Origin of the sequence: Bacillus sp. HU-1818 (assembly GCF_022695965.1) — a bacterium.
Taxonomy (GTDB): domain Bacteria; phylum Bacillota; class Bacilli; order Bacillales; family Bacillaceae; genus Bacillus; species Bacillus atrophaeus.
Genome location: NZ_JAAPBE010000001.1, coordinates 17,683 through 36,145, shown reverse-complemented (window position 1 = coordinate 36,145; position 18,463 = coordinate 17,683). Strand labels below are relative to the sequence as shown.

The window sequence follows — 18,463 nt, the reverse complement described above, 5'->3', positions numbered from 1 at the left end:
CCTTGTGAATTCAAGGATTTTTGCTTTTTTATTTCAAGATTATATTTGCGTATTATTGTGAAACAGATACAATAAAGCTTGAACAGCTTTTTTGCATACTTTGCCAAGTAAGGCTTTTACCCGCTCCATTTGCTAAGGTTCGCTGAATTATATATAATGAAAACAAACATATGTTCGATTTTAAAAAAACGGCACCAAAAAGCGAATCGAATGTATGTCTTGCGGCGTTTATCAAAATGGATTATTAGCTAAAATGTTGCTAAATCAAGCACATTGGTTATAATGATGAGTCCGAGGAGCAGAAGGAGAGAATCAAAAGCCTGCTTTGATACTTATGACAATGACATGTAAGATGAAAAAAGAGAAAGACAATGTTAGTTTTTTGAAAGGGGTTTGTACGTTTGGCTAGAAAACAGCAACAATTTGATTACAACGAAGATGCCATACAGGTGCTGGAAGGCCTTGAAGCTGTCAGGAAAAGGCCGGGGATGTACATTGGTTCAACCGATTCCCGGGGTCTGCATCACTTGGTATATGAAATTGTAGACAACTCTGTCGATGAGGTTCTCGCCGGTCACGGAGATCATATTATCGTAAAAATACATAAAGACAATAGTATTTCAGTACAAGACAGAGGACGGGGCATGCCTACAGGGATGCATAAACTCGGTAAACCGACCCCTGAAGTGATTTTTACAGTGCTTCACGCCGGCGGTAAATTCGGCCAGGGCGGCTATAAAACAAGCGGAGGCCTCCACGGAGTCGGAGCGTCCGTCGTAAATGCCTTATCCGAATGGCTTGCAGTTACGATTGAGCGGGATGGCTATGTATATAAGCAGCGGTTTGAAAATGGTGGGAAACCCGTTACATCTCTCGATAAAATTGGCACAACCAAAAAGACCGGGACCCTGACACATTTTAAACCTGATCCTGCGATGTTCAGTGCGACGACCTACAATTTTGAAACGCTTTCGGAACGATTAAGAGAATCAGCATTTTTATTAAAAGGATTAAAAATTGAGCTGATAGATGAACGTCATCAAGTGCAAGAGGTTTTCTATTATGAAAACGGAATTGAAGCATTTGTTGCCTACTTAAACGAGGAAAAAGACTCCTTGTCTGAAGTGGTTTCCTTTGAAGGGGAGCATAATCAGATTGAAGTGGACTTTGCATTCCAATTCAATGACGGTTACTCCGAAAACATCCTCTCTTTTGTAAACAACGTCAGAACAAAAGACGGCGGAACCCATGAATCAGGCGCCAAGACAGCTATGACAAGAGCTTTTAATGAATATGCGAGAAAAGTGTCTCTTTTAAAAGAGAAGGATAAAAACTTGGAAGGAACCGATATCCGTGAAGGGCTTTCAGCCATTATTTCGGTGCGGATTCCTGAGGAGCTTCTTCAGTTTGAAGGACAAACGAAAGGGAAGCTCGGCACAAGTGAAGCAAGGTCGGCAGTTGACGCAGTAATATCAGAACAGCTTGCTTACTTCTTAGAAGAAAACCGTGATACTGCCACACTTCTTGTGAAAAAAGCGATAAAAGCGAGCCAGGCCCGGGAAGCTGCGCGGAAAGCGCGGGAAGAGGCAAGAAGCGGGAAGAAACGCAAAAAATCAGAGGCAACGCTAAGCGGAAAGCTGACACCGGCGGGCTCCAGAAATCCTGCGAAAAATGAACTGTATTTGGTTGAAGGAGATTCAGCAGGCGGATCAGCGAAGCAGGGCAGAGACCGGAGATTTCAAGCCGTCCTGCCGCTCCGCGGAAAAGTTATTAATACAGAGAAAGCAAAGCTTGCTGATATTTTCAAAAACGAAGAAATCAACACGATTATCCATGCAATCGGCGGAGGTGTCGGAGCGGATTTTGAAGTTGAGGACATTAACTATGACAAAATCGTGATTATGACGGATGCTGATACAGACGGCGCCCATATTCAAGTGCTGCTTCTCACCTTTTTCTATCGCTATATGAAGCCGCTTATTGAGCACGGAAAAGTGTTTATCGCTTTACCGCCTTTATATAAAGTCAGCAAAGGCAGCGGCAAAAAGGAAATTATTGAATATGCCTGGTCTGACGAAGAGATGGATGATGTATTGAAAAAAGTCGGCAAGGGTTATACGATACAGCGTTACAAAGGTCTTGGAGAGATGAACGCGGACCAGCTGTGGGAAACGACAATGAATCCTGAATCCCGTACGCTGGTAAGAGTGAAAATTGATGACGCGGCGCGCGTAGAGAGACGTGTGACAACGTTAATGGGCGACAAAGTAGAACCGCGGAGAAAATGGATCGAAAAGAATGTTGCATTTGGTTTAGATGAAGAAAGCAATATTTTAGAAAATGAAAACTTATCGGTCGCTGAGGAGGTTTAATGATTGCAACAGCCAGAAATATTTCATGATTTACCATTAGAAGAGGTGATCGGCGACCGTTTTGGACGCTACAGTAAATATATTATTCAGGACCGTGCGCTTCCTGATGCAAGAGACGGATTAAAGCCCGTGCAGCGCAGGATTCTTTATGCGATGCACGCTGAGGGTAACACATCTGATAAAAACTTTAGAAAAGCGGCCAAGACGGTCGGGAATGTCATCGGGAATTATCATCCGCATGGAGACAGCTCTGTATATGAAGCTATGGTGCGGATGAGCCAAGATTGGAAGGTACGGAATGTCCTGATTGAGATGCATGGAAATAACGGAAGCATAGATGGCGATCCGCCGGCGGCTATGCGTTATACGGAAGCAAGGTTATCTCCGATTGCGTCAGAGCTTTTGCGTGATATTGATAAAAATACGGTTGAATTTGTTTCAAACTTTGATGATACGAGTAAGGAGCCGGTCGTTTTGCCGGCGATGTTCCCTAATTTGCTGGTCAATGGTTCCACGGGGATATCGGCGGGCTATGCGACAGACATACCTCCACATCACTTAGGAGAAGTCATTGACGCCGTCATCAAACGGATTGATTCACCTGACTGTACTGTATCTGAACTCATGGAAGTGATCAAAGGCCCTGATTTCCCGACAGGCGGGATTATTCAAGGCGTTGACGGCATCAGAAAAGCTTATGAAACAGGTAAAGGGAAAGTCATTATTCGCGGAAAGGCAGAAGTTGAAAGCATCAGAGGCGGCCGTGAACAAATTGTAATTACGAAAATTCCGTTCGAGGTCAACAAAGCCAACCTTGTGAAAAAAATGGACGAATACCGAATTGATAAAAAGGTGGAAGGCATTTCCGAGGTCCGCGATGAAACGGATCGTACAGGTTTGCGTGTTGTCATTGAACTGAAAAAAGAAGCGGATGCAAAAGGCATACTTAATTTCTTATATAAAAATACGGATTTGCAGATCACTTATAACTTTAATATGGTGGCCATTCATAATCGCCGCCCGATGCTGATGAGCCTGACTGCCATTTTGGACGCTTATATCGCTCATCAAAAGGAAGTTGTGACAAACCGGTCCATTTATGAGCTGCAAAAAGCAAAAGACAGACACCACATCGTCGAAGGGCTGATGAAGGCACTGTCTATATTGGATGAAGTGATCGCGACCATCAGGTCTTCAAATGACAAACGAGATGCTAAGAACAATTTAATCTCGAAGTTTGAATTTACTGAGCCTCAGGCGGAAGCGATTGTATCCTTGCAGCTTTATCGTTTAACAAACACCGATATCACCGCTTTGAAGGAAGAAGCGGAAGAGCTCAGCAAAAATATACAAGAGCTTGAATCTATTTTGAACAATGACAAAAAGCTGCTAAAAGTCATCACAAGCAGTTTGAAAAAGCTGAAAAAGACTTATGCGGACGGCAGACGATCTGTCATTGAAGAAAAAATTGAAGAAATTAAGATTAATCTTGAAGTAATGGTTGCATCAGAGGATGTCTATGTGACTGTAACGAAGGACGGATATCTGAAACGCACGAGTCAGCGGTCATTTGCCGCTTCAAACGGACAAGATTTCGGGATGAAGGATACAGACAGGCTGCTTCATCAATTTGAGATGAATACAACAGACGTGTTGCTGATGTTCACCAATAAGGGGAGCTACATCTATTGTCCTGTCCATCAGCTTCCTGATATCAGGTGGAAGGACATGGGCCAGCACTTTTCTAACATAATCACGATTGAACGTGACGAAACGATTGTAAAAGCCATACCGATAAAAGAGTTTGATCCATCTGCTTATCTTTTATTCTTCACGAAAAACGGCATGGTGAAAAAGACAGAACTCACGCATTACAAAGCACAGCGTTATTCTAAAGCACTTGTGGCGTTAAATCTAAAGGGTGAAGACGAGCTGATTGATGTACATGTGACAAATGGCGACAGTCAGATCTTGATGGCGACACATCTTGGATATGGCCTATGGTTTGGAGAAGATGAAGTAAATGTTGTGGGCGCACGTGCAGCTGGCGTCAAAGGAATTAACTTGAAAGATGGAGACTTTGTCGTGTCAGGAGAAATTCTGCATGAGTCTGATTCTCTCGTATTGTTTACACAGCGGGGAGCGGCCAAACGTATGAGTCTAGGTGAGTTTGAAAAGACCTCTCGTGCAAAACGGGGAGTCGTTATGCTGCGGGAACTGAAGAAAAATCCACATCGTGTCGTTTCGCTGTTCGCGTGCGGACTAGATGAACGGTTTATGGCAGAGACGGAAAAAGGGGACAGAAAAGAACTGCAGGCTAAAGAGCTGCGAACAAACGACAGATACAGCAATGGTTCGTTCTTTATTGATGAAGAAGAATCAGGCAAGGTCACAGCTGTCTGGCGTCTTAAAACTGAATAATCATTAAAAAACCCGCTCACATATCGTGAGCGGGTTTTTTGTTTTTCATCAGCTTTCATGGCTGGTGAATAAGTCTGTCACGGCATGAATGACTTCAATACCTTGCCATACAAATAAGTTCAGCGCTGTGAAAGAGAATAAGCCTAAAATCACCATTCTTAAGATAAACAACATGTTAACAGCCTCCTCGTATTTTCGTTATATATTGGAGTGATGTTGAACATGAAGTTTGTCGAAATAAGACGATTGATAAAATTTGGCCAGTATAAAGCTTTTTCTTCGCTGCCGTCTCCGGGAATAACATATATCTTTGTTTTTCGTCAGCAGCAGCACAGCCGTAGCCCAGAAGGCAGTCAGCGCAAAAGCTCCAGTGATGGATTTCTTTTCATCGTCTGCATTTTGGCCAGCTTTCATCTCATGCATTTCCTGCTGGTCGGCTACCGCTTTATAATGATGGCCAATATCAAAGACGTGGGGAATTGAGAACAAATGAAAACTGGCAATCGCCAAAAATAATATGGACGCTTTAAGTATCGTTACTTTTTTCAAATGATCTCCCCCTTTGATATTACTGAATATTTTTATAATAATACCCCAAACCATCTTAAAAGTAAACTTGATTTATTAAATTTAAAAATAAAGTTCACTTTGTTAAGTATATATCTTTTTGCATATTTTCGAAAGAGAAACTTCTTTTATTAGTGTATGTATACCCGGTTTTAGGTGTGAATAAAAACACATTAAAAAAGATATGTTTGTTGTTTGAAATTTATAACTTTTGAAATCAAAGGAAACTGAAAGTGTCAGGAAAGAAATATTTACATATTAAAAGGGGACTCTTATTTACAAGCTTAATAAGAAATTTTTTATTCATAGGAAAATAATAAAGAGGGAGACCGAAGGAGTAACTTCAAATTAGAACAATATTCTTCCCGAAAAAACTTCCTAATTCGACATATTGTGATATAATAAGACTTGATATGTTAAAAAATCTAACATTAAATTTGAATTTACTATGAATTGATGAAAACGGGAGGTAAATATGGAGTCATTTTTCAATAGTTTGATCAATATTCCAAGTGATTTTATCTGGAAATATTTATTTTATATTTTAATAGGACTTGGATTATTTTTTACACTTCGTTTTGGCTTTATCCAATTTCGTTATTTTATTGAAATGTTCAGAATAGTAGGAGAGAAGCCTGACGGAAATAAAGGTGTTTCTTCTATGCAGGCATTCTTTATTTCTGCTGCATCCCGTGTCGGTACAGGGAATTTGACTGGTGTTGCCTTAGCAATTGCGACAGGCGGTCCAGGCGCTGTATTTTGGATGTGGGTTGTAGCTGCTGTAGGTATGGCTTCAAGCTTTGTTGAGAGTACGTTAGCCCAGCTTTATAAAGTGAAGGACGGAGACGATTTCCGAGGCGGACCGGCTTACTATATCCAAAAGGGGCTTGGGATCAGATGGCTTGGCATCGTATTTGCTGTCTTAATTACCGTATCATTCGGTTTAATCTTTAACGCTGTTCAATCCAATACAATTGCAGGAGCGTTAGATGGCGCATTTCATGTGAACAAGACAGTTGTAGCTATTGTTCTTGCTGCTTTAACGGCTTTTATTATTTTCGGCGGTTTAAAACGTGTAGTTGCAGTGACACAATTGATTGTTCCGGTCATGGCTGGTCTTTATATTCTCATAGCTCTATATGTTGTATTCACCAATATTTCTGCATTTCCAAGCGTTATTGCGACAATTGTCAAAAATGCTTTGGGTTTTGAACAAGTTTTCGGCGGAGGAATAGGAGCGATCATCGTCATCGGTGCACAGCGCGGACTTTTCTCTAACGAAGCAGGAATGGGTAGCGCGCCAAACGCTGCTGCGACAGCTCATGTTTCGCATCCGGCAAAGCAAGGCTTTATCCAGACATTAGGCGTGTTTTTCGATACATTTATCGTATGTACGTCCACAGCGTTTATTATTTTGCTGTACAGTCTAACACCAAAAGGTGACGGCATCCAAGTCACACAGGCTGCTCTGAACCACCATATTGGAGGATGGGCACCTAGTTTTATAGCAATCGCAATGTTCTTATTCGCTTTCAGCTCAATTGTCGGAAACTACTATTATGGCGAGACAAACATTGAATTCATTAAAACAAGTAAAACATGGCTGAACATTTACCGTATTGCGGTTATTGCTATGGTTGTCTTTGGATGTGTAGCAGGGTTTCAGATTGTTTGGAACATGGCCGATCTCTTTATGGGGATTATGGCGCTGATTAACTTAGTTGTGATCACGCTGCTGTCAAACGTAGCATACAAAGTCTATAAAGATTACGCGAAACAGCGCAAACAAGGACTTGATCCTGTGTTTAAAGCGAAAAATATACCAGGACTGAAGCACGCTGAAACTTGGGAAGAAGAGAAACAAGAAGCATAAGGTATAAAGAATACGGCTGCATTCAATGACTTGAATGCAGCTTTTTATTTGCTGAAAAAAAGCAGAATCTTTTGATTTTATCAAAAAATAACGTGTAAAGTCCTGATCAAACACTTTTATCCTTGATATACACGTGTCAGCAGTATATGAAGCAATACAAAAAGAGTCAATAGACAGGCTGTTAAGCCGCCTAAAAACAAGAAATTAGGTTGATAGACAATCATGAGAAAGATTTTTACAATGAGTGCGTGTTTAAAAAAAGAAAGGGAGGGAGAGCGTAGCTAATAGGCATAGTTTTACATGATTATTTGGAGAAGGAGAGAATGCTATATGAAACGTTCAGTCTCTATCTTTATTGCATGTTTATTAATGTCAGTATTAACAATTAGCAGTGTCGGGGCACCAGAAGCATCTGCAGCAGGGGCGCAAACGCCTGCAGCTCTTAATGGACAGCTTAGCATTAAAGGTACTCAGCTAGTCAATCAAAACGGAAAACCGGTGCAGCTGAAAGGAATCAGCTCACACGGTTTGCAGTGGTTCGGCGATTATGTCAATAAAGACACTTTAAAATGGCTAAGAGACGATTGGGGAATTACGGTCTTCCGGGCGGCAATGTACACGGCTGACGGCGGTTATATCGAGAATCCGTCTGTGAAAAATAAAGTCAAAGAAGCTGTTGAAGCGGCAAAAGAGCTCGGGATATATGTCATCATTGACTGGCATATTTTAAATGACGGCAATCCAAATCAAAATAAAGAGAAGGCAAAAGAATTCTTCAAGGAAATGTCAAGCCTTTACGGAAGCTCACCAAACGTTATATATGAAATTGCTAATGAACCGAACGGTGATGTAAATTGGAAGCGTGATATCAAACCGTATGCGGAAGAAGTGATTTCCGTTATCCGTAAAAATGACCCGGATAACATCATTATTACCGGAACAGGCACTTGGAGCCAGGATGTCAACGATGCTGCCGATGATCAGCTTAAGGATGCAAACGTCATGTACGCGCTTCATTTTTATGCCGGTACACACGGCCAGTATTTAAGGGATAAAGCGGACTATGCGCTCAGCAAAGGAGCGCCGATTTTTGTAACGGAATGGGGGACGAGTGATGCTTCCGGAAATGGCGGGGTCTTCCTAGACCAGTCGAGGGAATGGTTAAAATATCTCGACAACAAGAAAATCAGCTGGATAAACTGGAACCTTTCTGATAAGCAGGAATCTTCCTCAGCTTTAAAGCCGGGGGCATCTAAAACAGGCGGCTGGTCGTTACCAGATTTATCCGCTTCAGGGACATTTGTAAGAGAAAACATCCGCGGCTCCCAAAATTCGAGTGAAGACAGATCTGAGACGCCAAAGCAAGATAAACCCGCGCAGGAAAACAGCATCTCGGTGCAATACAGATAATTTAAAAATAGTTACAGTATTGACGGACATCACTATCGGTGTCCGTTTTCATTATCTAATAAGCAGCAGAAGAAGGAGGTGTAAGCTGTGGATGAAACATTGAAACAGTAAATGTTGCTGTTCAAACGAAACAACGACCTGGTTAACGGACCGGACTATCCAGATAAGGAAAAAGATATCCAAAACCAAAAAGAACAGATTGAAGCCTATGAAAAAACTTCTGCAGCAAGGCTTTACCAGTGATTACGATTATGATGAGTTTGCTGATTCTGTAATCAAATGCGCATACGGTGATATGACATTGGAAGAGCTGGAAGCCGTTTATTATGGGTTGACTTCGCCATTTTGAAGTTTCTTAAATCGGTCAACCTGTAAGTAATTTTCTTGTCCTGTCTCAATAACTTAAGTATACTTTGTTATTGAGACATAATTTATTTTAAATTTATTACTTCCTAGAATATATATTATGTAAACTAAGAATTTTTAGCATCATTCTGTCATTACAAATTAAATGACTTTGATGTACAAGGAACTAAAAGTGGATCCATTGTTGTTCAGCCTCTCTTATGCCATAATTATTATCTGTATAAGAAAAAACCTTTATGGCCAAGACATAGTCGAATTCGGTCCTTTAAAGTAGCTCACGAAAACAATAATTGTTTAGGTGCAATGAAATGTAACAAATCATTGCACCCTTGAGCTTGTAATAATAATCTATTTATCTAAATTAAAATCAATATTTAGAAACCAGCTTCATACTGTTTTGGAACCAATTCGTCAGTTGATTTTTTTAATTGTTTTGCTGCTTTCAATGCCCAATATGGATTACGGAGCATCCCTCTCCCTACAGCAACTAGATCTGCATCTTCCGTCCCACAAGTGTGTTTTTCAACGGTGAAAACACCGCTTATCATCTCAAATAGAAAACAATGCCTGAAATATGAGAGAGCCGATAACCCTATTACGCGGTTATCGGCTCTGTGTCTGTACGGCTAGCTCTTTGACATGTTATCAGCAACCTCTCGGTTATGTCACTTGTTGCTGGTCTTCTTGATCAAGTCCACGCCATCGTATGCCAGACTTTCCACACATGCAGCCTTCTGCAGTAAGTAATGATCAAAAAAGTTCTTCGTATAGTCTGTAACAAGATTTCGCATCTCCATAGCATCCCGTTCGCCTCTGAGTTCCTCATTAACACTGGTAAACACAATGTCGCAGTAATCTAAATGCGCAACACGATCAACAGAGAAATAATAGGTTTCCATGCTATTGTTAGCGCCAATTATCGCATTCATGTTATAGTTAGGTTCACAAAACAGTAGCAAGAAGGGTTTCTTAAGGTCGCTGTCGAGAAGGCCGAACGCACCGCTATCCAAGCCAATCCCGCAGGCGAACCGGTCGTCGTCCCGGCAAACAATCGCCGTCGTAGGTCCTCCATAAGAATGTCCGACTATGCCCATGCCGATGTTAAGCAACAATCTGCCCTTAAAGATGGAATTCAGCTCTCCAGAGTCCAGTTTGTAAAGGTAATCGGCTACATACCTTACATCTTCTGCCTGTAATTCACTATACTCTGTTAACTTGGCAAGTATCGGCAGTGTAAGCACGTTATGGCACATCTCAATGGCAGTTTCATCGTCAGGCCGCATCTCCATCTTACCACCCAACGCCAGCATCTCCGGATCTTCAGAAAACGCCATAATGACATCCGAAAAATCCTTTGATACATTAAACAGGCGCCCATCTTTACGCTTATACATCGTGCTATTCTGATGGCCAATGCTTACCACAACATATCCCATGCTTGCCAAGTCTGTACAGATCACTGTACCCCATTCTGGAGAACCGCCCCCGCCGCAAACATAGAATAACACCGGATAGCGCTTTTCCTTCCCGGAGAGAGCGAGGTCGTCGTAACACTGGGTCTTGATATTTATAGAGAAAACATCTTTCCCTTTAAGATACGCAGTGACAAGTGGCTGCTCATTAAACATCTCGTAGACTTCAGGAAACATGTACGTTGATGTAGTCTTACCTTCGCTACTGTCGGACGGATAGTACACAAACGCCGTCAGTTCTCTTTTTGAGTGATCTGATGCCGTGTACTCAAAATCCATCTGGGTTCGACCGACAGTATAGCCGCCAATTGGTTCTGGAAATGCGTCATAAGTTTTCATTCTCTTGTTCCCCCTTAATTAATAAAAGTGGCGAATGCTCTTATTTGCTTGCAGATATCATAGCCTTCACCGTCTGGCAGCATGATATCCAGTAAAACCAAATCTGGATTTTCTTGATGAAATTGAGCCAATCCATCACGGGCAGTAGAAGCGGTGATCACACGCTCAATACCTTCTCTTCTTAATACTGTTTTGATCAGTTCCAAAATTTCTTTTTCGTCATCTATTATTAATACTTTGTTGTGTAGCTGTTATACCCAATGTCCGTGCATTGTTAAAAAATCAACACTTCTCTTCTACCACAGAAAATAAGCCAATTTTCTTTTTCGTGTGAGAAAATTGGCTTACTGCTATAATCTATTTGAACAATCAGATGCCTTTAACGCTTTACAACAAATGTTGTGACGCTTTGAGCTGGAAGATGGGCCCAAAAATGATTGTCCGTTACATTGAGATTCGTTCCAGGTTGAAGATTGCTGCTTCCGCTCGTGATCCATCTAGATACCTGAGAAGCAGATCCATTCTGCAACACAAAGTTTTGGTTGACCCCTGTGTTACTTTTGTTAATGGCAACAATAACGACCTTGTTGTCACCTTTATAGGCTGACACGTAAACGTTCGCATTAGGATTTTTCGTAGCATCAACCCTTACATAGCCGGGACGCACGAACTTCGAGAAATGAGCCATATTGTAACCGCGTTTGCTGATCTTACCGTCCTCTTTCATAGGACCGTAAGATCTGCGGATGTACCACCAAACATAAGCTTGAAAATCTCCCTCCACCATTGAATGGTGGATATGCTCTGAAACGCCTAATGCCTCAGGCCAGCGATCCGCTGAATTGTTGTCACTGTTTGGATAGTATACTTCCGTCATCCATAGCTCTTTCCCTGCTCCTTTTTGTTTGAAAAGAGGATAAGGAAACTGACTGACCTGAGTACCGTACAGGTGAGTGCCGAGAATATCCATGTTCCTAAGCGCCTGTGGATCGTTCAAAATGGGGTCCGATATATTTTTCAGGTATTGAAATGATTCTGGTGCAATGACACGTGCATTAATGGAACCGGCATTTTCTCTCATGAAACGAAGTATTTCTTGTGGCGTCCACCACGTCCATTCGTGTGCATAATCAGGCTCGTTTTGTACAGAAATCGCATAAAGATTCACGCCATTATTCTTCATGTAGGTAACAAAATCGTTAAGATGCTGCGCGTATGCGGCGTATTTATCGTATCTTAGCCGTTTAGCTGATGCGTTACCATTACGATTGAAGGTTTCAACCATATCGCTTGGAGGATTCCAGGGCGAAGCAATAACTAATGCTCCGTGCTCTATCGCTCTTTTTGCAGTTGCTACTTCTCTGTACCAATTATTTCTGTTATCGTCTACATTGATTCTGAGAATAGAAAAACCTAACTGATTCTGTCCGTTGCCAAAAGCGGTTTCTCTTTGAGCTGCTGTCAAATCTCCAATCCAAGCCGGGTGGTTCATCCCTCCAAAACCGCGAATCACTTGTTTTTCTGCAGATAAATTAATATTTACATCACTTGCTGCCAAAACTTCAGTAGCACCTGGCCCGGTTAACATTACTGACAGCATAGTGAAACATACCATTAATACACAAATTGGTTTTTTTACGCATGAAATCATTTTTTTCCTCTCCTTCATATGTCTTTTACAGCATTAGAAAAACCTGATCTGTCTCCTTTTATATTGCAAACAAAAGGTTTTTTCCTCTGCTATCGTTGCGTAAACTGCCAGTAATCAAAATTAAACAAGTTTCCTGTACCTGTTCCGGTAAATACAAAGAATACTTTGTGCACACCGGTTACACCGCTTACCGCAGTTTCTATTTCTCTCCAGGTTTGCGCTCCACCTGTGGAAGGTACATTCAGGGTTCCTACAAGCTTACCGTTCGCACTGTCGAGGCGCACTTCTATTTTCCCGCCTACAGTGGATGCTACATTTGCTTTAAACGTTCTGGCACCGCCCGCCCCGAAGTCTGCATTTCCTACAGCAATCCAGTCTCCGTTATGAATACTTGTTACATGTTGATTATTTACCGGCCCGCCGGGTGCTGAGGATTTCTCTGTCAAAATGCGTCCATTCCAGGTAAACGTTTCAGCTTCTACCCGGTTATATGGATTCAAATTGGAAAGCTGTGTTACGCCTGCATAATTTGCCGCCACCTCTTGAATGGATCCATCTGCATTGTGCACCAGCTTATTAATGTGGGGAGAACGGTATCCTTTGCCGGCCCCAAACAGAGCGGAACTGACAGTTTGAGTATGGTACACCACATACCACTCGTTTTTAAAATTGAAAACAGCATGGTGGTTGTTTCCGCCACCTCCGAAAAATGCTCCCGGATTTTTCAGGAAGTGCCCTCTATATGTAAAGGGACCCATGGGACTTGAACTGGTCATGTAGCCGATCTCACCTGGGGGTTTATCGGCCGGGTGCGTGCCCCCGAAATTGATGCAATAGGAATAGTAATATTTTCCGTTATGCTTATGCATTCCCGAATCTTCAAACATAAAAGGCGCATCAATTGTAGCTGCACTTCCAACAACACTGGTCATATCAGGCCCCAATTTCATGACTCTTGCTGTTTTAGGATTGGCCCATTGTCCCTGCGTTGGATTTGAACCGCCAGGAACGCCTCCCCCGGCATACAGGTAACCGATGCCGTCATCATCTACAAATACTGCCGGATCAAAAAGCCATACAACACCAGACATTCCTGGCGTACTTGGCGTTACGAGCGCTTTTCCGATTGGGTCGGTCCATGGACCAATCGGGCTGTCTGCGGTGAGAACCCCGATACCTCCGCCGCTGTTTGCGAAATAAAGGAAGAATTTATCCTTGCCATTTATTTTTTTAACTGAGATTGACGGGGCCCAGGACGCACCTGCCCATTTCGCAATCCCCCGGCCGCCATTAGCCCCGTTGGCACCTGCTACCGGAATGGCTCCGTGGTCTGTCCAGTTCACCATATCCGCTGAAGAGATGACGAATACTCTATTCAAATTGGCAAATGAATTATCCTTAATCGTTCCGTCGCTATTATATTCATAGTCATCGCTTGACATATAGATGTAGACTCTTCCGTTATAGGTCAGCGCAACCGGATCTGCTCCCAAATGATGGTCGATAAGCGGGTTTGAATTTCCTATATGTTTTGCAATTGTAGTACTGGCAGCATACGCAGACTCCCCAAATAAGCAACTCAATAATAAAGCAAGAACCCATAAACATACGCTGCACTTTTTACTCATAACTTAACATCCTCCTTTTTCCTAAAAATGAGGGGATGACACAGGACATGAAGAACACATAAATCGGATGCCGATGCCTGAAAATCACGCTGCTGGCAGGAAATAAAAAAGCAAGATTGTTCATGAGTTCCCTCCAATCACATTGAATAGAGATGCAATATTATACAAAATATTCCTTTATCTAACATCCTAGCATGATTATAATAAATGTGTATAGAATTCTTTCGGAGGAATTATTGTTCGGTTTTACAAAGAAACTGGATACATCTACTCATTAAATATATAAGATGGGCTGACACCGAAAAATCAGTCTTAAAGAGAGATGATCAGAGCCGGGATGGAAGGCTGTTACCAACTCTTCTTCCTTAGACTGTGCCTTCAAGGTTTACAGACACAAAAAACAGCCGTTCAGAGCGGCTGTTTTTTTCAAGAGGATAAAAACTATTAAGCAATATATCCGCCACGGTCTGTCCTGTGATGCCTTTTGTTTTATTGCTGTCCCTCTTGAGTGCGAGAAGCCTTTATGTAATAAGCCATTTACCCCTTTCTGTAAATCGCTGTAAGTGATGACCCGTTCTCCGCCGGACATGTGTTTTCCGCCTTGTTTATGGGTCTTACGCTGTAATATGTTTCCTCCTGTCCTATCTCCCTCCTTTCTTACCTGAGTATTGATGTTAACTGTAATTATGAAAGATCAATAATTGTGCAAACTATTAGTGTCTTCGTAAAATACGTCAACCTAAACGATCAAACTATTAACTTAATGGATCTGCAAGGCCTCACTACTTTTTCATGTTTTGTTCATATTTTAGTAATTGTTTATTCAACAATCTCCGCTAAAGTAACCATATCACCAAATATGACAGCCATATGCATCTTTTATGAAGGGAGGTCAAAACTGGGTGCCGTTATGTTGAAAGAAAAAATAATAACATTAGGACGTTTTTGCACCGTAGGCGTCGGCAATACGCTGATAGATTTTAGTGTCTTCTTTCTTCTCACCGCTTGTCATGTCCCTTATCTGCCGGCACAGATCTGCTCCTATTCGGCAGGTCCATCAACAGCTATGTGTGGAACCGGAATTGGACGTTTCGTGTAAAGCGTAAGGCTGACGGGAAAGAGATCGTGCGCTTTCTCATGATTAATATTGCCGCGTCGGGGATCACCTTTTTGCTGCTTTATTTGTTTCAAAGAGGCGGCTGTTCGCTTTTGGTGAGTAAGCTCGCCGCCACTATCGGCGGAATGATGATGAATTTTATCGGAAACCGAATCTGGGTATTTGGAGATTCGCTGAAAAACATACAGGATCAGGAGTGAAAATGAATGAGAAAAAAAGTGAGAAAAGCGGTCATTCCCGCAGCGGGTTTAGGAACGAGATTTCTGCCGGCGACAAAGGCGCAGCCGAAAGAAATGCTCCCGATCGTCGACAAACCAGCAATCCAATACATTGTAGAAGAGGCCGTAGAGTCAGGAATTGAAGATATACTGATTATTACAGGGAGAAACAAACGCTCGATTGAAGATCATTTTGACCGGTCGGCGGAATTGGAATTCAATCTGCGGGAAAAAGGCAAGATGGAGACGCTTAAGGAAATGCAGCAGATTGCCGATTTGGCCAACATTCATTACATCCGCCGGAAAGAGCCGCTCGGATTAGGTCATGCGGTGCTGTGTGCGGAGCATTTTATCGGAGATGAGTCTTTTGCCGTTCTTTTAGGCGATGATATTATGGTGTCTGAAAAGCCGGCTCTTCGGCAATTAATGGATGTATATGACACTTGCGGCACAGAGGTTGTAGGCGTACAGTCTGTTGCACCGGAAGATGTGAGCAAATACGGAATTATTCAAACAGCAGGCAATGAAGGACATGTGTACGAAGTTGAAGATTTGGTTGAAAAGCCTTCTCCGGAAGAGGCTCCTTCTGAAATCGCCGTGATGGGACGATATGTGCTGAACCCTTCAATCTTTTCTGTCCTGAAATCAATCGGGAGAGGCGCGGGTAACGAAATTCAATTAACTGATGCGCTTCGGGAAGCTTGCCGTACACAGCCTATTCATGCCCGTCTGTTAGAAGGTAACCGGTATGATATCGGCGATAAACTGGGCTGCTTCAAGGCGAGCACTGAAATCGGCCTGGTGCGTCCCGAAATGAGATCTCAGCTTTTATCCTATTTAGAAGATGTGCTCAAAAAAGAATCAAAAGAAATGTTGCGTTAAAAAAATTTGTAACCATCTTGCTCGTCAATCAGTCATATAATAGTGATAAAAGATAAGGACAGGTTGTGAAGAATGTGGGCAGTTTTATAAGTGAGATTTTAACATGGCTGACGAATATGGGATATGCGGGCATTGCAATTGGTTTAATGATTGAAATCATCCCGAGTGAAATCGTATTGGCTTATGGAGGCTATATGGTATCTGAAGGCACGATCGAATTTGCCGGTGCCATTATCGCAGGCGTCATCGGAGGTACGATTGCCCAATGTTTTATTTATTGGATAGGGCGTTATGGAGGAAGGCCGTTTTTAGATAAGTACGGCAAATACTTATTGATTAAAAAGCATCATATTGATATGTCGGAAAACTGGTTTCAAAAGTACGGTTCAGGTGTGGTATTTTCGGCCCGTTTTATACCGGTCGTGCGCCATGCGATTTCCATTCCTGCCGGTATTGCCAAAATGCCGTTTTTCAAATTTGTGACACTGACTGTGCTTGCTACCATTCCATGGTCGATTTTATTTATCTATTTAGGCACGCAGCTCGGAAGTCAGTGGGATGACGTTGAAAACATTGCGGGCACGTATACGACTCCGATTATGATACTGGCTGTGGTCATTATTGCGCTCTATTTTGTGATAAAGAAACGTGTAGTCATTTTTAAACGATAGCTTATGTATATATGCATAGGGTGATCATCCCCTATGCATATTTTTTTCTGTTATTTTCGACTTCTGTTTGTCAGCTTCATATGCTCCGCTAAAAATGTGACATACACCTCATCCCGTACAAGCGATGCGGCGTAATTTCTTTTAATAAACCATTCCGCTTCCTCAAAATCCGAAAATGTTTCGTTCTGTGTTTCGCCGTTTATTTGTATGTTCCACTTATTTTCCGTAGGGAAAAGAAAAAATGTCACGTGTTCGCGATTTTCATATAATGAGCCGTTTTCAGACCCCTTCAAATTATATATGTTTCGGAAGGCGTCAGGCCTCATCGGTTCAATCCGGAAAGCTTCATCCACATACAATTGATATACCTCATCCGTTAATGAACAGCCGGATGCCTTCGCATGTCCCCCGCCTCCGTAACGTCCCGCTACTTCTGATACATCGATGTGATCATGAATTGTACGTAAACTGACTCGTTTTGCGCCCATGATTAAAATGGCAATATAATCCAGGTGCGGATTGTCTTTTCCTAGTCTGTTCCCCAGCTCTGAATGGTAAGACTCTGCGTGAACAATGCCTACACAGTGTTCATGAACGAAGGTTTGCACCATCTCTCTTTTTTTTCTACGGAGATACCGTTCAATTTTTTGATCTTCCAGATCCAATAACTTTTCTTCAAACTCATCAAAGAAAAAATGGTTATTTTCAGAAAGGCGCCGAATCATTTTTTCTTCAAATTCATCAATTGACAGCAAAAAGAAGAGATCATTAAGCCGCTTTGCCTGCTTTTGATCATGCTTCTCCCATTCCCATGTATCATATTGGCGCACAAGCTCTGTAAATTGATCTAAGGCATTTGTCGGGGTGATCAACTCGTGTTGAATAAAATACTCATATAAAAGCGATGTTGCTGATGCAAGCCGTCCGTCATCATATTCCACTTGAACCAGTCCCCAGTCGTGTTGATTCAAATGAAGCGCGGTCTTATGATGGTCTATCAGCTTTACTTTTCCGCCTGCCTCCGCATACTTGTTCAATCTCTCTTCATTATCTTGGTTGACGGAAAGATCTGTAATGAATAATTCGTCTTGTCTCATGCTATCTTTCTTTTTTTCTAAAAAGTGCTGAACTTGAATATCTAATCCTGAGACAGAGTTGTACCGAACCTCTACTTGGTCTCCAAATGCCAGTTTTGCTACTATGCCGCACCCTACTCCGTCCAAGTCATTATGTGAATATAAGTGATACATTTATCAAGACCCCTTTTTGTGTTGAAAATATGAACGGAAGGCCGCTCGTGGCAACCTATATTTACTATTCTAAAGAATAGAATGTTTTATGCAAAAGAATCACACAATTAGCCAGGCGGAATGATGTTAATATAAGTTTACATAATTTTATTATGGTAAATTAATGTGATATGGTGATATGCCGGTCTGCTCCCCGTCGTTTTAGTGCAGGTAACTGATGATATTT

Annotated in this window: 11 protein-coding genes and 6 pseudogenes; 8 read left to right on the top strand and 9 right to left on the bottom strand. The window is 42.0% G+C overall.

Annotated features, from left to right (window positions below; genetic code table 11):
- Positions 1-401: 401 nt before the first annotated feature.
- A complete protein-coding gene (parE, locus tag GXP75_RS00135; protein WP_242555907.1) occupies positions 402-2,372 on the top strand; it encodes a DNA topoisomerase IV subunit B in 1,971 nt (656 codons plus the stop codon).
- 3 nt (positions 2,373-2,375) lie between these two features.
- Positions 2,376-4,793, top strand: coding sequence for a DNA topoisomerase IV subunit A (gene parC, locus GXP75_RS00130; RefSeq protein ID WP_242555906.1), 2,418 nt, complete (start codon positions 2,376-2,378; stop codon positions 4,791-4,793).
- Positions 4,794-4,841: 48 nt separating this feature from the next.
- On the opposite strand, the gene GXP75_RS21350 is transcribed toward parC, so the two are convergent.
- Both GXP75_RS21350 and GXP75_RS00125 read right to left on the bottom strand, forming a co-directional pair.
- Positions 4,842-4,967, bottom strand: a complete 126-nt coding sequence (locus GXP75_RS21350; RefSeq protein ID WP_010334426.1) for a hypothetical protein — start codon at positions 4,965-4,967, stop codon at positions 4,842-4,844.
- A 24-nt stretch (positions 4,968-4,991) separates the two neighbouring features.
- Entirely contained in the window at positions 4,992-5,342 is a 351-nt protein-coding gene (locus GXP75_RS00125) for a hypothetical protein (protein ID WP_242555905.1), read from the bottom strand.
- A gap of 493 nt (positions 5,343-5,835) precedes the next feature.
- On the opposite strand from GXP75_RS00125, the gene GXP75_RS00120 reads away from it, so the two are divergent.
- The 3 genes and pseudogenes from GXP75_RS00120 to GXP75_RS00110 all read left to right on the top strand — a co-directional run bounded on the left by GXP75_RS00120 (position 5,836) and on the right by GXP75_RS00110 (position 8,992).
- Complete coding sequence (locus GXP75_RS00120) at positions 5,836-7,233, top strand: alanine/glycine:cation symporter family protein (RefSeq protein ID WP_061570413.1); 1,398 nt, start codon at positions 5,836-5,838, stop codon at positions 7,231-7,233.
- 330 nt (positions 7,234-7,563) lie between these two features.
- Positions 7,564-8,640: pseudogene (locus GXP75_RS00115) on the top strand (glycoside hydrolase family 5 protein); the annotation flags it as partial.
- Between the two features lie 114 nt (positions 8,641-8,754).
- A pseudogene (locus GXP75_RS00110) lies at positions 8,755-8,992 on the top strand (YnfE family protein).
- A 391-nt stretch (positions 8,993-9,383) separates the two neighbouring features.
- Here the strand turns inward: GXP75_RS00110 and GXP75_RS00105 are convergent.
- The 6 genes and pseudogenes from GXP75_RS00105 to GXP75_RS00080 form a co-directional block, all read right to left on the bottom strand.
- A pseudogene (locus GXP75_RS00105) lies at positions 9,384-9,518 on the bottom strand (NADPH dehydrogenase); the annotation flags it as partial.
- A gap of 156 nt (positions 9,519-9,674) precedes the next feature.
- Positions 9,675-10,820: an alpha/beta hydrolase gene (locus GXP75_RS00100; protein ID WP_214914194.1), complete on the bottom strand. Its 1,146-nt coding sequence runs from the start codon at positions 10,818-10,820 to the stop codon at positions 9,675-9,677.
- A 38-nt stretch (positions 10,821-10,858) separates the two neighbouring features.
- Positions 10,859-11,050 (bottom strand): annotated as a pseudogene (locus GXP75_RS00095) (response regulator); the annotation flags it as partial.
- Positions 11,051-11,199: 149 nt separating this feature from the next.
- A complete protein-coding gene (xynC, locus tag GXP75_RS00090) occupies positions 11,200-12,471 on the bottom strand; it encodes a glucuronoarabinoxylan endo-1,4-beta-xylanase XynC (RefSeq protein ID WP_242555904.1) in 1,272 nt (423 codons plus the stop codon).
- An 89-nt stretch (positions 12,472-12,560) separates the two neighbouring features.
- A complete protein-coding gene (gene xynD, locus GXP75_RS00085) occupies positions 12,561-14,099 on the bottom strand; it encodes an alpha-L-arabinofuranosidase (protein ID WP_242555903.1) in 1,539 nt (512 codons plus the stop codon).
- Between the two features lie 499 nt (positions 14,100-14,598).
- Positions 14,599-14,744: pseudogene (locus tag GXP75_RS00080) on the bottom strand (6-carboxyhexanoate--CoA ligase); the annotation flags it as partial.
- Between the two features lie 214 nt (positions 14,745-14,958).
- Between GXP75_RS00080 and GXP75_RS00075 the strand changes: the two are divergent.
- From GXP75_RS00075 to uptA, 3 genes and pseudogenes are all read left to right on the top strand, one after another.
- Positions 14,959-15,416 (top strand): annotated as a pseudogene (locus tag GXP75_RS00075) (GtrA family protein).
- Positions 15,417-15,422: 6 nt separating this feature from the next.
- Entirely contained in the window at positions 15,423-16,316 is an 894-nt protein-coding gene (gene galU / locus GXP75_RS00070; RefSeq protein ID WP_242555902.1) for a UTP--glucose-1-phosphate uridylyltransferase GalU, read from the top strand.
- 74 nt (positions 16,317-16,390) lie between these two features.
- A complete protein-coding gene (uptA, locus tag GXP75_RS00065) occupies positions 16,391-16,987 on the top strand; it encodes an undecaprenyl phosphate transporter UptA (protein WP_242555901.1) in 597 nt (198 codons plus the stop codon).
- A 50-nt stretch (positions 16,988-17,037) separates the two neighbouring features.
- On the opposite strand, the gene GXP75_RS00060 is transcribed toward uptA, so the two are convergent.
- Complete coding sequence (locus GXP75_RS00060; RefSeq protein ID WP_242555900.1) at positions 17,038-18,237, bottom strand: DHH family phosphoesterase; 1,200 nt, start codon at positions 18,235-18,237, stop codon at positions 17,038-17,040.
- Between the last annotated feature and the right edge of the window lie 226 nt (positions 18,238-18,463).